Here is a 14,071-nt window from a genome sequence, read left to right as displayed (position 1 = left end):
CGGTGGTTGGTCGTGGCCGGTCAGTGGACTGTGGAGAAGCTGCGCCACGGGAGGTTACGGGCGCCGCTGACGTCGCTGACCGTGGTCGCGACGTATGTCGTACCCGGCCCGGTGCAGTCGCGTGTGCGGTACAGAATGATGTCGATCAGGGTGCCGTTGGTCACTTCCTTGGCACCCGCGGGAGCGAGCCGGTGGCAGCCCTTCACCGAGGGGCTGTTCACCATGATCACGGCGTTCCGCTCGGTCGTGTAGGTGACCGGCCCGACCGCGGTCCGGCCGAGGCCGGAACAGCCTGCGACGGTGAGGGTCAGGAGCACGGTCCCGGCCGCTGTGCCGAGACGGCGGCGTCGGTGGTCGATCACGGGCATGGGCGGGTCCTCGTCTGTCTCGTCCGGCTCAGCCGTCGGCACCGCTCGCGCCACGGCACTGCGTACGCCACGGAGAACGTGCTGACGCTGGTCACCCTGCCCGCTCCCCGGCGACCCGGCATCCGGGGCGGGGCCGGGCGGGGGACGTAGGCGGAGAGCCCCGGCCCATGTTCATATCAGTTGATAGTGGGCATACCGTGGTAATAGCGATTGGTTCTGTGTTTCAGTCTTTCCGGCTTTCAGGGGGCCGTCATGGTCCAGGAGCTCGTGATCGCGATAGTGGCTGCGGCCTCGGCGGGTGCGCTGTACCTGTCGGCGGGGGCCAAGGTCGTCAAGCAGTACGAGCGGGGTGTCGTGCTGAGGCTCGGCAGGCTCCGTAACGATGTGCGAGGGCCCGGATTCACCATGGTGATCCCCGGCATCGACCGGTTGCACAAGGTCAATATGCAGATCGTGACGATGCCGGTGCCCGCGCAGGACGGGATCACCCGGGACAACGTGACGGTGCGGGTCGACGCTGTCATCTACTTCAAGGTGGTCGACGCGGCGAATGCGGTGATCCAGGTGGAGGACTACCGGTTCGCGGTCTCGCAGATGGCACAGACCTCACTGCGGTCGATCATCGGCAAGAGCGACCTCGACGATCTGCTGTCCAACCGCGAGAAGCTGAATCAGGGTCTTGAGCTGATGATCGACAGCCCGGCGGTCGGGTGGGGTGTGCAGATCGACCGGGTGGAGATCAAGGACGTTTCGCTGCCCGAGACGATGAAGCGCTCCATGGCCCGGCAGGCCGAGGCCGACCGTGAGCGGCGGGCCCGCGTCATCAACGCGGACGCCGAGCTTCAGGCGTCGAAGAAACTCGCCGAGGCGGCGGAGCAGATGTCCGCCCAGCCGGCCGCGCTCCAGCTGCGCCTGCTGCAGACGGTGGTCGCGGTCGCGGCCGAGAAGAACTCCACGCTGGTGCTTCCGTTCCCGGTGGAGCTGCTCCGCTTCCTGGAGAGGGCTCAGCAGCCCGCCCAGCAGACGGAGTTGCAGCCGCGGCAGGCCGTGCGGCCGCCGCAGCGCCCCGCGCAGGCGCAGCCCGAGCGTTCGGCCCAGGCCCAGGCCCAGCCCGAGCGCACCGGGCAGGCGCAGGCGCAGCCGCAGCCGCAGCCACGGTCGCGGGCGCAGAAGTCGCAGTCCGGGGCGCCCGTTCCCACGCCCGCTGTTCTCGCGGCCACCGCACCCGCGCGGTCGTCTCGTTCGAAGCCGTTCGCCAGGCACTGAGGCGTGCGTGGATCCCGGCGCTGGACCGGTTGCCGAACCGGGCGCTGGGATGCGCACTGAACCGGGCGCTGAGCCGGAGTGCTCCGTCATACGGACTGGTCGGCCTGGCCAGTAGCGCATACGGACTGGCTGGCCAGTAGCGTCTCTGACCTGCTGGAATGCAGGCGCGCGGCCGGTTGTCAGACCCCCCGCCTAGACTCGCAGGAGTCATAGGGATCAGGACGATCAAGAGGATCAGGGCGGGACGGGAGGGGACCGATGACCACGGCAGAACACCGGCTGGACGAGTCCGCCGTCCGCCTTCTGAGATGTGCCGCTGTCTTCCTTCCGGCATCGCTGCCGAGGGACGGGCGCGTCGCCTTCTGGGATCCCGATGGCGGCCCCCTCCCGGAGCCGGCCGGTTCCGTGGATCGTGAGGGGGCGGCGCCCGGTGCGACCGCCGCGGAGATCACCGTCGTCCGTCGGCACGGACAGCAGGACGGCGTCCGTCGGCGTACGGTGCCCGCAGTCCTGCTGCCTCTGTGCGATGCTCTGCCGCTGCTGGCCCGCGCCCGGCACCAGCAGTCCGCCCACCCCGCGACCCGCTGCTGGGGCGCCGCCGCGCTCCAGGCGCTCAACCTGGTGGCGCGCGGCAGACTGCTCCCCGGCCTGACGGGCGACGACCACGACGCCTGGCGGGCCGGACCGCGCGACGCCGAGGACATCGCCCACCTCCGCGCGATCGCCGCCGCCATGCCGGCCGAGGGCTACGCGGTCCCGCTCCCGGACCGGGCACCGCTCCAGGTCCCCGACCCGGAGTGGCTGCTCGGGGCGTTCCTCGACGCGGTGGCCGACACCCTGCCCCGTACGCCCGCCGCGGCGTACGCGATGGGGGCACCTTTCGCGGCCCGTGAGGCCCAGCATCTGCCGGAAGCCCGTGACTGGGCCGTCGAAGTCGCGGCCGGGCTCGACGCGGGCGTACGGGTCTCGCTGCGCCTCGATCTGTCGGCGTACGAACTCTTCGACACGGCGGATACGTACGCCGACCACCACGACAACAGCGGCGACGGCCACGACCACGACGCCGACAACGGCCGCAACGACGACACCCCCGCCGCGGCGGGGGCGGATGCTCGTCCCGGCGCCGCACGGCACGCCGCCGCGGCCATCACCCAGGTGCACAGCCTGGCCGACCCGACCTACGTCGTCGACGCCGCCGCCCTGTGGCACGGCGGGGCCGGAGAGCCGTTCGGTCCCCGGGCCAGGATCGACGCGGTGCTCGCACTGCGCCGCGCCGCCCGCGTCTGGACGCCGCTGGAGCGGCTGCTGGACCAGCCGGTACCCGATGTGCTCGCGCTCGACGAGGACGAGCTGTACGAGCTGCTGGGCGACGCGGGAGCCCGGCTGGCGGCGGCCGGGGTGAGCGTCCACTGGCCCAGGGAGCTCGCCCGTTCCCTCACCGCCGCCGCCGTCGTGCGGCCCGCACCCGGCTCGGCCACCGACGGCACCTCGTTCTTCGACGCCGAGCAGCTCTTCTCCTTCAACTGGCAGTTGTCGCTGGGCGACGAGCGGCTGACCGAGGCGGAGATGGACGTTCTCGCGGAGGCCCACCGGCCGGTGGTGCGGCTGCGGGACCAGTGGGTCGTCGTCGACCCCGCGCTCGTACGCAAGGCGCGCAAGCGGGAGCTCGGGCTGCTCGATCCGGTCGATGCCCTCGCCGTCGCGCTGACCGGCAGCGCCGAAGTCGACGGAGAGCAGGTCGAAGCGGTGCCCGTCGGCGCGCTGGCCGCGCTCCGAACCCGCATCACCGCCGACGACGCCACCATCGCCCCGCCGCCCGGTCTCGACGCCACGCTCCGCGACTACCAACTGCGCGGCCTCGCCTGGCTGGACCGGATGACCTCGCTCGGCCTCGGTGGCTGCCTCGCCGACGACATGGGCCTGGGCAAGACGATCACCCTGATCGCCCTGCATCTGCACCGCGCCCATCCCGCGCCGACCCTGGTGATCTGCCCCGCCTCGCTCCTGGGCAACTGGCACCGGGAGATCAACCGTTTCGCTCCCGGTGTCCCCGTACGCCGCTTCCACGGCACCGGCCGCACACTCGCCGATCCCGACGGCGGCTTCGTCCTCACCACGTACGGCACGATGCGTTCGAGCGCGGCGCAACTCGCCGACCACAGCTGGGGACTGATCGTCGCCGACGAGGCCCAGCACGTGAAGAACCCGCACTCCTCCACGGCGAAGGCGCTGCGTACCATCCCGGCCCCGGCCAAAGTCGCCCTCACCGGCACGCCCGTGGAGAACAACATCTCCGAGCTGTGGGCCCTGCTCGACTGGACCACTCCCGGACTGCTCGGTCCGCTCAAGGCGTTCCGGGCCCGCCACGCCCGTATCGTCGAGAGCACCGGTACGGCCGCCGGGCTCGCCAACGACGAAGCGGTCGAACGGCTCTCCCGGCTGGTCCGGCCCTTTCTCCTGCGCCGCAAGAAGTCGGACCCGGGCATCGCCCCCGAGCTGCCGCCCAAGACGGAGACCGACCACCCCGTCTTCCTCACCCGCGAACAGGCCACGCTCTACGAGGCGGCGGTCCGCGAGACGATGGCGTTCATCGAGGCCTCGGAGGGCATCGCCCGGCGCGGTCTGATCATGAAGCTGCTGGCCTCGCTCAAGCAGATCTGCAATCATCCGGCGCAGTATCTGAAGGAGGAGCCGACCCGCCTCACCGGCCGTTCGGGAAAGCTCGCCCTGCTCGACGAACTCCTCGACACGATCCTCGCCGAGGACGGCTCCGTCCTCATCTTCACCCAGTACGTGACGATGGCCCGGCTCCTCTCCGCCCACCTCGCCTCGCGCGCCGTCCCCTCCCAACTCCTGCACGGCGGTACGCCGGTGGCCGAGCGGGAACGGATGGTGGACCGCTTCCAGTCCGGCGAGGTCCCGGTCTTCCTGCTCTCCCTCAAGGCGGCGGGCACCGGACTGAACCTCACCAGGGCAGCCCACGTCATCCACTACGACCGCTGGTGGAACCCGGCCGTCGAGGAACAGGCCACCGACCGGGCCTACCGCATCGGCCAGACACAACCCGTGCAGGTGCACCGGCTGATCGCGGAGGGCACGGTCGAGGACCGGATCGACGAGCTGCTGCGGGCCAAGCGGGTCCTGGCCGATGCGGTCCTCGGTGCCGGTGAGACCGCGCTGACCGAGCTCAGCGACCGCGACCTGGCCGATCTCGTCTCGCTCAGGAGGCCGTCATGAGCCCCCGCCCGCAACCCCGGCCCCATTCGTACGCCCGCCCCGAGCCCCGGCCGGCCGGTCGGCCGGTCGCCCGGTCACGCCCCGGCCCCGACGATCTGCGGCGCACCTTCGAGGCCGTGCCGCCCCGCACCTCCGACGGCGACGAACCCTTCGCGGACAGCTGGTGGGGCCGCGCCTGGGTGGCCGCCCTGGAGTCCCTGTCGATGGACGAAGGACGGCTCTCCCGCGGCCGTACGTACGCCGACAGCGGCAAGGTCGCCGCGATCACCGTCACCCCCGGACGGGTCGTCGCCTACGTCCACGGCAGCCGCCCCCGCCCCTACCGTGCCGAGCTGCGTCTGCGGTCGCTCACCGACGCCGACTGGGACATCTTCCTGGACGCGGTGGCCGCCCGCCCCGGTCACCTCGCCGCACTGCTCGCCAAGGAGATGCCGCACTCGCTGGCCGACACGGCGGCCGAGGCCGGCATCGGACTGCTGCCCGCCGCGGGCGACCTCGATCCCGGCTGCTCCTGCCCCGACCACGGCTGGCCCTGCAAGCATGTGGCCGCCCTCTGCTACCAGATGGCCCGGCTGCTGGACGCCGACCCGTTCGTCCTTCTGCTGCTGCGCGGCCGGGGCGAGCGCGAACTCCTCGAAGAGCTGGGCCGCCGCAACGCCGCGCACTCCGCCCGGGAACGCCCCGCCGCCCCCGCCACCCCCTCCGTGCCGGCCGGCGAAGCCCTTGCGGACCGCTATCTCCCGCCGCTCCCCGCCCCGCTCCCGGTCCTGTCGCACCCCGGGCAGCCACCCTCGTACCCGAGCCTGCCCGGCGCCCGCGACCCGCTCGCCCTCGACCACCTGGCCACGGACGCGGCGGCCCGTGCGCACACGCTCCTCACCACCGGCCTCGACCCGCTCGCCGGTCTCACCGCCTGGCAGGACGCGGTGCGGCTGGCCGCGTCCCGGCCCACCGCCGGACTCACCGCGACCACCCGCGCCCTCTACCGCGAGCTGTCGTACGCCACCGGCCGCACCCCCACCGACCTGGCCCGGGCCGTCGCGGCCTGGCGCCAGGGCGGCGCCGAAGGGCTGGCCGTCCTCGAAACACCCTGGGATCCTCCGGCCGGCCCCTTCGATCGCGCCCGCCCCGCGCTCGCTGCCGCCGACTTCCCCCGCTTCCACCCCTGGCGCAACCACCTCACGCACCCCAGCGGCACACTCCAGCTCCGCTTCGGCCACGACGGCCGTTGGTACGGCTACGAATCCGAGCCGGGCGAGGACGACTGGTGGCCCCGCGCCACCCCGGACTCCGACCCGGTGGGCGCGCTCATGGAACTCGGCGGAGGCTGAACCCGGCCGGGGCCGGTCCGGGCCTCAGTAGCTCTGCAGATAGACGAAGAGAGCGATCAGGAACACGGCGACGATCGGCAGCACGATCAGTCGCCCCTTGCGGAACCCCTCGTTCTCCTGGTCGGACCGGCCCCGGTCGGCGCCGTGCACCGACGCCAGATGCTCCCAGGCCATATCGGTGATCCTCTTCATCGTCAGCAGCGAAGGCGACCAGTCGCAGTGCGCACAGACCACGAAGTCGCGGTAAGGGTCGTACCGGAAGTCCCGCTCGATATTGACCGTGAACACCTGACCGTCCGGCGTCGTCGCTGTGAAGTGGCGTACTGGCGTGCCCATATGGATCGTTCCCCGTTCGGTGCGTGTGCACGGTCCCGTACCCGGCCGGGGCACAGTACCCGACCGGACCGCGCCCGCTCCCGGCGCCGTCAGCGAGGCAGTACGGCATCGACGACATCCCGGGCGAAGTCCGGCGGCACCGGTTCGCGGCGGAACAGCACCCGCATCCAGACCGCCCCCGCGATCAGGTCCAGCAGCAGCATCGGGTCGGCGTCCACGGGGAGTTCGCCGCGGGCGGCGGCGCGGGTGAAGACCGGCTGTTCACGGGAGAAGCGATCGGCGAAGAAGTCGCGGGTGAGGGCAGCCAGTTCGTCGTCGGGCAGGCCGGTGCCCGAGGTCATGGCGCGGGCGACGGGTTCGGTGCGCCCGTCGGTGAGCAGGCGGGTGATCTGTTCGGTGAGGGCGATCAGATCACCGCGGAGGCTGCCCGTGTCGGGGATGTCGATGTCGAGGACCCGGGCATGGATCAGGGCCGCCCGCAGAAGCGCCGGTTTCGAGGGCCACCAGCGGTAGATCGTCGTCTTGTTGACCCCGGATTCCTGGGCGACGGCCTCGATGGTGAGCCGGGCGTAGCCGCGTTCCGCGAGATGGCGCAGCGTGGTGTCGAAGATCGCCTCCGCGGCTCGGGGGCCCCGGCCCGGGCGGCGGTTCACGGTCGGGTCGGGCATGAGCACTCCAGAGAAAAGCAACGCAACGTTGCGTTGCGCTGTAAGGTGCTGTCATCGTACTTCGTACTGCGACACAGGGGGCCCGATATGGCGGAGGCAACGGTTTCCAAGGCGGTGACCTGGGGGCTGTTCGCCGCCTGGGTGGCCAATGATCTGGAGGAGCTGGCCACCATGGCCGGCTGGGCGCGGGCCGCCCGGCCCGGGCTCCAGGAGCAGTTCCCGCGAGTGCCCGAGGCGTTCTGGAAGCGGATGGAGCTCTCGCAGCGGGACGTCAACGTCGCGATCGGCCTCATGGGCGGGGTCATGGCGGCGGCGTCGGCGGCCGGGGCGCGCACCGGCGGCCGCAGCCCGTTCTTCCGGAGCGTGCTGGTCGGCTTCGGGGTGCATGGTGTCGCGCACCTGGCGCAGTCGCTGGCGTACCGGGGCTACACGCCGGGGGTGGCCACGGCGCCGACGGTCGTCATTCCGTACTCGGTCTGGGCCGTGCGGCGGCTGAAGGCGGCCGGTGTCAAGAGCGGCGGCGCCGGCGCGACGGCCGCGGCGCTGGCGCTTCTCCCGGTGACCGCGGCGGGAGTTCACGCGCTGGCGCACCGGATCAACCGGCCGCGCGGGCGCAGGGCCCGCGCGGCGGCGTGATCGCGCGGCGGCGTGATCGCGCGGCGGCGTGATCGAGCGGCGGCGTGACCGCGTGGCGGCCGCGTGCCGGAAGTCGGCGGCCGGGTGTCAGAAGTCGGCGGTCGTGCGCTCTTCGATCCGGGCCACCGAGTCCTGGGCGTACGCCTTCTCGTAGGCGTCCCGGATCCGCTCGATCTGGGCATCACGTACGCGCGCCTCGGACGCCGGGTAGAGCAGGGTCAGTTCGTAACTGCGCTCCCGTTCGATCTCCCCGCGGGAATCCCGCCACTGGCCTCGGCCGTCCTGGATGGTCAGCCCGTTCGGGAAGCGCGGTGTGACCTCCTCGTCGATGAATGCCAGAAATTGACGATCGGTCACAACAGGACCACCGTCGGGGCGTTCGGTGCCGAAGAACAGCCGGGTCTCGATGTAGGCCTTCCCGCGTGCGGCGACGGACGACGCTGCGCGCTGCGAGGCGGCGGGGGATTCGTCGCCGAGCGTGGCGTATGCGACCGGTGTGCCCACGGCCAGGACGGCCAGGGCGGCGGCCGCGGTGAGTGCGGTGTGCTGCTTAGGGCCGGTGGGGCCCTTCGTGCGGGTGAAGTGGGGGAAGCGAGGCAAGGCGGGAACCTTCGTTCGGAGTCTGCGCGGGGGTCCGTGAGGGCCTGCGGCGCGGATGCGCGGGGCTCACTGTGGCAAGCGACGCGCGCCGGACGGCGGCAGGACATGGGAGCACCCACCGGAAACCACCCGTACGGGTCGGACCGGGGCTTCACCGAGTTCCACTGCTTCACGGAATCCGGGGGCTTCACCGAAATCCCGCCGCGGCCGCGTACCTCGCGCCTCCGGTGGTCGGTTGAAGGGCCGTTGCCGTGAAAAACCCTTGGTTCCCATCGGTTCGGCGCTGCTAGCTTCCTCGATGTGGCGAAACTCAATCAGATCATCGCAGTGGAGAAGGGCGTCAAGTCCAAGGCCCACCAGGACCTGACGGCGGCGCATCACGGCCTTCAGAAGGCCGGTCTGCTGGCCGGGATCTCCCGGACGTATCAGCCGAAGGACGAGGAGGGCGAGCAGCTGCCGCCCGAGTCGACGCTGGTGCAGATCAAGGCCGAGGATGTGCTGCGACAGACCGCGGCGACCCTGACCCGGCTCTTCGATGTGACCGCCACGAAGGACTGGGCGAACTGCGCGGCCCGCGCGGATGTGAAGGTCGACGGACGGGTCCTCGTGAGCGAGGTGCCGGTGTCGTATCTGCTCTTCCTGGAGAAGCAGCTGACGGATATCAACACCTTCGTCCGCAAGCTTCCGGTGCTCGACACTGCCGAGGCCTGGACCCAGGACCCGTCGACGGACTCCTGGAAGACCGAGCCGGTGAGGACGCTCCGTACGAAGAAGGTGCCCCGCAACCACGTGAAGGCGGAGGCCACCGACAAGCACCCGGCGCAGGTCGAGGTGTACTACGAGGACGTTCCGATCGGGTACTGGACGACCGTGAAGTTCTCCGGAGCGCTGCCCGCGCGGCGGGTCAACGAACTGCTGGACCGGGTGGAGAAGCTCCAGCAGGCCGTGAAGTTCGCCCGCGAGGAGGCCAACGGCGTGGACGTCACCGACCAGCGGGTGGGTGATGCGGTATTCGGTTACCTCTTCGGGTGACCGGCCATGGAATCCCCGGCCGTTCACTACGGCCGGGGTGCGCGAGGAGCGCAAGCTGAAACTGAAGCTTGTCGTGACGACGCGGTTCCAGTGGAGGTTCGAGTCCTCCCCCCGGCATTCTGTGCGTGCCGCACATGAACGGGCCGGGGTAGCCCAAATGGCAGAGGCAGACCGCGATCAATCTCAGACTCTTGCTCCAGACTCAGCATTCGCCACCCATCGCCGAATCAAACGGGCCCGTGCCCATGGGCGTCGAGATGCCGGTTCGACTCCGGCCCGCAGAGCTTCGATCTGCGGTCGTCTAAAGGCAGGACGCGACGGCATAAACCTGACACGGTTCCTTAAAAGTGTCGGCGTGCCGCAGGGGTGGCACCTTCAGGGCCCGGGGGCCGGCTACGCCCCCGGGCCCGCTCCCGTTTCCAGGCATCTCCCGTCACGCGCTCGCGGGCAGCGACACCCCGCGCCCCGCGAAGAAGCGCTCGAAGTCGGGCAGCGCGAGCTCCGCGGCCCGCGTCCCCGCAGTCGTGCCCGACGGGTTGTGGAAGTGGACGCCCGTGCCGTCGGCCGTACGGGACGTCAGCAGCACCAGATGCCCGCCGCGCCCCGGAGCGGGCCGCTCCGGATGCCGGATGCCGTAGTGCACCGAGGCCATGACGGTCCGGCCGCCGTCCAGCAGATCGAGGATCTCCCGCGAGGAGAGGTGGCGGTGGACCTTGGCGTCGAGTTCGTGCACCTCCCGTACGTACTCCGCGAAGGGTGCGTAGATCAGGCCCCGGATCACCCCCTCGGCATCCTCCGTGTACGCGCCGTACTTGAGCGCCCCGTCGCGCAGCGCGAACAGGGACGGGGCCCCGGCGGCCTCGGCCGGCACGGCGCGTGAGCTCTCACCGGCGCCGAGCGCCATGCGCAGGCAGGTCATACCGCACAGATGACCGGACCAGCGCGCGTACTCGGCCGGTGACGCCGCTCCCGACTCCGCCCACGCAGGATCGGTGGCCGGATCGAGCCCGCCCTCGACGATCGGGCCGACGAGCTCGGGCGAGGCGAACTGGGTGAGGACGGGAACACGGCAGGCGGGGCAGGTCACCGGGGGCATCCGATCACTGGCGGTATCCGGTCAGGAAGCGGCCGATGCGGCTGATCGCCGCGTCGAGATCGTCAGCGTACGGGAGGGTCAGAATCCGGAAGTGGTCGGGCCGCGGCCAGTTGAAGCCGGTGCCCTGCACGACCTGGATCTTCTCCCGCAAAGCAGGTCCAGGACGAACTTCTCGTCGTCGACGATGCGATGCACCTTCGGGTCGATGCGCGGGAACGCGTACAGCGCGCCCTTCGGCTTGACGCACGACACCCCGGGGATCTCGTTCAGCTTCTCCCAGGCCCGGTTGCGCTGCTCGTACAGCCGGCCCCCCGGTGCGACGAGTTCCCGGATCGACTGCCGGCCGCCCAGCGCAGCCTGGATGGCGTACTGCGCGGGTGCGTTGGGGCACAGGCGCATGGAGGCGAGCGTGGTCAGCCCCTCCAGATAGTTGCGGGCGTGCTGCTGCGGGCCGGAGATCACCAGCCAGCCGGAGCGGAAGCCCGCCACGCGGTACGTCTTCGACAGGCCGCTGAAGGTGAGACAGACCAGGTCCGGGGCGAGGGACGCCACATTGTGGTGCTCGGCGTCGTCGTACAGGATCTGGTCGTAGATCTCGTCCGCGAACACCATCAGGCCGTGCCTGCGCGCCAGATCGAGAATGCCTTCGAGGACCTCGCGCGGGTAGACGGCACCGGTCGGGTTGTTGGGGTTGATGATCACGACGGCCCTGGTGCGGTCGGTGATCTTCGACGCCATGTCCGCGAGGTCCGGGTTCCAGTCCGAGGCCTCGTCGCAGGTGTAGTGCACGGCCTTGCCGCCCGCGAGGGTCACCACCGCGGTCCACAGCGGATAGTCGGGGGACGGGACGAGCACCTCGTCACCGTCCTCCAGGAGCGCCTGGACGGCCATGGAGATCAGCTCCGAGACGCCGTTGCCGAGGAAGATGTCATCGACCCCGACGTCCGCCAGCCCCATCGCCTGGTAGCGCTGCGCCACCGCCCGGCGGGCGGACAGGATGCCGCGCGAATCGGTGTAGCCGTGGGCCTGCGGAAGCATCCGGATCATGTCCTGGACGACCTCCTCCGGTGCCTCGAAACCGAAGAGTGCCGGGTTGCCCGTGTTGAGGCGGAGCACGCTGTGGCCCGCCTCCTCCAGGGCGTTGGCGTGCTCGATGACCGGGCCCCGGATCTCGTAACAGACCTCGTTGAGCTTGCTGGACTGCCGGAATTCCATACGGTGGCCTCCCCGACCTGATTGCGATACTTGGTTTTACCAAGCTCGGGCTTGGAAAGTCCAACAACATGTCTAGACTGCGTCGCATGCCACGTCAGCAAGAGTCCGCAACCCGCCCGGCCCGCCGCCGGAGTTACGACCAGTTCTGCGCCACCGCACGCTCCCTCGATTCCGTGGGCGACCGGTGGACCCTGCTGATCGTCCGTGAACTGCTGGCGGGCCCCCGCCGCTACACCGACCTCCACGCCGACCTGCCGGGCGTCAGTACGGACGTCCTCGCCTCCCGGCTCAAGGACATGGAGCAGGGTGGCCTGGCCACCCGCCGCCGGCTCCCGCCGCCCGCCGCGGCCTCGGTGTACGAACTGACGGAGCGCGGTCGCGGGCTGCTGCCCGTACTCGCCGCCCTCGCGGAGTGGGGCGCGCCCGCGCTCACCGAGCGGCGGCCCACCGATGCGGTGCGGGCGCACTGGTTCGCGCTTCTGCTGCTGCGCGCGCTGGACGGGCTGACCCATGCCGGGGTCGTCGAAGTCCAGCTGGACGAGGGCGAGTTCCATGTACGCGCCGGTGGTGCGACGGCCGGTGGGACAGGGATCTCGACGGCTGGTACGGCTGGTACAGCTGTGTACGGGGATGGCCCTGCCGCCCACGCCGATGCCCGTATCGCCCTCGACGTCGAGGTCTGCCTGGCGCTCGGGCGAGGGGAGCTGACGCTCGCCGAGGCCGTCAAGGACGGGCGCATCGAGGTGTCGGGCGACGGGCCGCTCGTCGCCGAACTCCGCGGCGAATGACCGATGGGCCGCGAGGGATGACCGAAGCGCCGCAGTGAATGACCGTCGGATCGGGACGATTGCGCGGCTCAACTCGCGGGTAGCGTGGGGGCGTTTGGGATGTCCGGTTCGGGGCGTCCGGTTCGGGACGTCCAGTCCGGGGTGTGTCCAGGACGCTTCCGGGACGCCGAGACAGAGGAGTCGCACGTGAAGGTCGGCAGACAGCAGGGGAGCCCGGGGCGGCGCGTACGGCAGGGGCGGCTCGCCAAGGCCCTGGTCGTCGGCGGCTGCGTGGCCGCGCTCGGCTTCGTACCGTCGGCGGCCGTCGCCACACCCGGCAGCGGTGTCAGCGGCACGGTGGTCGCGAAGGGCACATCGGCGGGGAAGCTGAAGGTCAAGACCCCGAACGGCCGCACCGATGTGACCTTCCGGACCATCACCGTCGAGCCCGGCGGCTCCACCGGCTGGCACACCCATGGCGGCCAGTTGATCGCCGTCGTCAAGTCCGGGACGCTGACGCGCACTCTGGACGACTGCTCGGTCGAGGTGACGCCCGCGGGTTCGTCCTTCATCGAGCCGTCCGGGGTCGATCACCGGCACATCGGACGCAATCTGGGGACCGAGCCGGTCGTGCTCTGGGTGACCTATCTGCTGCCCGAGGGCAGCGCCCTCTCGGACGACGCCGACGCGGTGGACTGCGGCACGAAGAAGTAGACCGTGTGACGCGCACCCGTCCACCGCCGCCGGGGCGGTCGTCAGCCGGCGAGCGTCTCCCCGTATGCCCCGAAGCCGGAGATCACCAGGCCGTCGCGGAAGGTCAGCACCTCGCTGACCCGGCCGCCGATCTGGTTGCGATAGTCGATCACCACGGCATGGACGCTCGCCCGGACGTCCACCACCTCGAACTTCAGCTCGGGGATACGCTCCAGCGCTGCCGCCCAGTACCTGCGCAGCGCTTCCCTGCCGTGCACCGTGCCGGACGGATCGCCGGTGAACCGCGCCATGACGGGTGAACTGAACGTCACGTCTTCGTGATAGTGCGACAGAACGCGGTCGAGATCATGGGAGTTCCAGTCGTCCTGCCATTCGGCGGCGAACGCGCGGGCGGCCGCCGACCGGGACCAGGGCCTGCGCCCGCTCGCCGACCGAGTGGTGCGCCTGGCCCGGAGCCACCTGGCGGGGAGCGGCGAGGCGGCACCCCGTCGGCGGGACGGCCGGCGCCGGGGCGCGGGGCCGGGGTGATGATGGGCGGTGCGATTCGAAGCGATCACCTGGGAGCGGCTGGCCGAAGCCTGCGCCGCGCACGCCGACGGTCTGGAGCCGGCCGACGTCGGGCCCTGGCTGAAAGTCGCCGTCGATGGCGCCCCGGCGGCCCGTACCGGGGAGTTGGCCGGGCGAGTTGCGCAGGCGCTGCGGGGCCGGGGGCGTGCTGCTGGTGGTGTCCACCGAGGGGTTCACAACTACTGGTCCAGTACCTCGTTTTGGCGAACATGGGCACTATTGAGTGAACGGTGCTCCG

General features: G+C 70.9%; 13 protein-coding genes and 3 pseudogenes. 9 read left to right on the top strand and 7 right to left on the bottom strand.

Annotation, left to right across the window (positions count from 1 at the left end):
- Positions 1-20: 20 nt before the first annotated feature.
- On the bottom strand, positions 21-368 hold the full coding sequence (locus ACFVV1_RS17565; protein ID WP_389990083.1) for a hypothetical protein: 348 nt from the start codon (positions 366-368) through the stop codon (positions 21-23).
- A gap of 252 nt (positions 369-620) precedes the next feature.
- Here ACFVV1_RS17565 and ACFVV1_RS17560 point away from each other — a divergent pair, with 252 nt between their 5' ends.
- The 3 genes from ACFVV1_RS17560 to ACFVV1_RS17550 all read left to right on the top strand — a co-directional run bounded on the left by ACFVV1_RS17560 (position 621) and on the right by ACFVV1_RS17550 (position 6,202).
- A complete protein-coding gene (locus tag ACFVV1_RS17560; RefSeq protein ID WP_389990082.1) occupies positions 621-1,634 on the top strand; it encodes an SPFH domain-containing protein in 1,014 nt (337 codons plus the stop codon).
- A gap of 258 nt (positions 1,635-1,892) precedes the next feature.
- Positions 1,893-4,871, top strand: coding sequence for a DEAD/DEAH box helicase (locus ACFVV1_RS17555; protein WP_389990081.1), 2,979 nt, complete (start codon positions 1,893-1,895; stop codon positions 4,869-4,871).
- On the top strand, positions 4,868-6,202 hold the full coding sequence (locus tag ACFVV1_RS17550) for an SWIM zinc finger family protein (protein WP_389990080.1): 1,335 nt from the start codon (positions 4,868-4,870) through the stop codon (positions 6,200-6,202). The genes ACFVV1_RS17555 and ACFVV1_RS17550 overlap by 4 nt, the downstream gene beginning before the upstream one ends.
- Positions 6,203-6,226: 24 nt before the next feature.
- On the opposite strand, the gene ACFVV1_RS17545 is transcribed toward ACFVV1_RS17550, so the two are convergent.
- Both ACFVV1_RS17545 and ACFVV1_RS17540 read right to left on the bottom strand, forming a co-directional pair.
- Complete coding sequence (locus ACFVV1_RS17545; RefSeq protein ID WP_389990079.1) at positions 6,227-6,538, bottom strand: hypothetical protein; 312 nt, start codon at positions 6,536-6,538, stop codon at positions 6,227-6,229.
- A gap of 89 nt (positions 6,539-6,627) precedes the next feature.
- Complete coding sequence (locus ACFVV1_RS17540; protein ID WP_389990078.1) at positions 6,628-7,206, bottom strand: TetR/AcrR family transcriptional regulator; 579 nt, start codon at positions 7,204-7,206, stop codon at positions 6,628-6,630.
- Between the two features lie 87 nt (positions 7,207-7,293).
- On the opposite strand from ACFVV1_RS17540, the gene ACFVV1_RS17535 reads away from it, so the two are divergent.
- Positions 7,294-7,842, top strand: a complete 549-nt coding sequence (locus ACFVV1_RS17535) for an HXXEE domain-containing protein (RefSeq protein ID WP_389990077.1) — start codon at positions 7,294-7,296, stop codon at positions 7,840-7,842.
- An 87-nt stretch (positions 7,843-7,929) separates the two neighbouring features.
- Here ACFVV1_RS17535 and ACFVV1_RS17530 read toward each other — a convergent pair whose 3' ends face one another.
- Positions 7,930-8,442 (bottom strand): DUF3574 domain-containing protein, encoded by a 513-nt coding sequence (locus ACFVV1_RS17530; protein ID WP_389990076.1) that lies wholly within the window; start codon positions 8,440-8,442, stop codon positions 7,930-7,932.
- Between the two features lie 300 nt (positions 8,443-8,742).
- Between ACFVV1_RS17530 and ACFVV1_RS17525 the strand changes: the two genes are divergently transcribed.
- Positions 8,743-9,474: a hypothetical protein gene (locus ACFVV1_RS17525; protein WP_389990075.1), complete on the top strand. Its 732-nt coding sequence runs from the start codon at positions 8,743-8,745 to the stop codon at positions 9,472-9,474.
- Positions 9,475-9,505: 31 nt separating this feature from the next.
- Positions 9,506-9,591: pseudogene (locus tag ACFVV1_RS17520) on the top strand.
- 316 nt (positions 9,592-9,907) lie between these two features.
- On the opposite strand, the gene ACFVV1_RS17515 reads toward ACFVV1_RS17520, so the two are convergent.
- Entirely contained in the window at positions 9,908-10,561 is a 654-nt protein-coding gene (locus ACFVV1_RS17515; protein ID WP_389990074.1) for a peptidase, read from the bottom strand.
- A 13-nt stretch (positions 10,562-10,574) separates the two neighbouring features.
- Positions 10,575-11,785, bottom strand: a pseudogene (locus ACFVV1_RS17510) (pyridoxal phosphate-dependent aminotransferase).
- 86 nt (positions 11,786-11,871) lie between these two features.
- Between ACFVV1_RS17510 and ACFVV1_RS17505 the strand changes: the two are divergent.
- Both ACFVV1_RS17505 and ACFVV1_RS17500 read left to right on the top strand, forming a co-directional pair.
- Positions 11,872-12,573, top strand: a complete 702-nt coding sequence (locus tag ACFVV1_RS17505; protein ID WP_389990073.1) for a winged helix-turn-helix transcriptional regulator — start codon at positions 11,872-11,874, stop codon at positions 12,571-12,573.
- Between the two features lie 186 nt (positions 12,574-12,759).
- Positions 12,760-13,266, top strand: coding sequence for a cupin domain-containing protein (locus ACFVV1_RS17500; RefSeq protein ID WP_389990072.1), 507 nt, complete (start codon positions 12,760-12,762; stop codon positions 13,264-13,266).
- A gap of 41 nt (positions 13,267-13,307) precedes the next feature.
- Here ACFVV1_RS17500 and ACFVV1_RS17495 read toward each other — a convergent pair whose 3' ends face one another.
- Positions 13,308-13,823: a nuclear transport factor 2 family protein gene (locus ACFVV1_RS17495; protein WP_389990071.1), complete on the bottom strand. Its 516-nt coding sequence runs from the start codon at positions 13,821-13,823 to the stop codon at positions 13,308-13,310.
- On the opposite strand from ACFVV1_RS17495, the pseudogene ACFVV1_RS17490 reads away from it, so the two are divergent.
- Positions 13,804-13,983 (top strand): annotated as a pseudogene (locus tag ACFVV1_RS17490) (uridine kinase); the annotation flags it as partial. The gene ACFVV1_RS17495 and the pseudogene ACFVV1_RS17490 sit on opposite strands and share 20 nt — an antisense overlap.
- Positions 13,984-14,071 lie beyond the last annotated feature (88 nt).

The organism is Streptomyces sp. NPDC058092, from assembly GCF_042884935.1.
In the GTDB taxonomy this organism is placed as follows: domain Bacteria; phylum Actinomycetota; class Actinomycetes; order Streptomycetales; family Streptomycetaceae; genus Streptomyces.
This window is presented reverse-complemented; position numbering and strand designations above follow the sequence as displayed.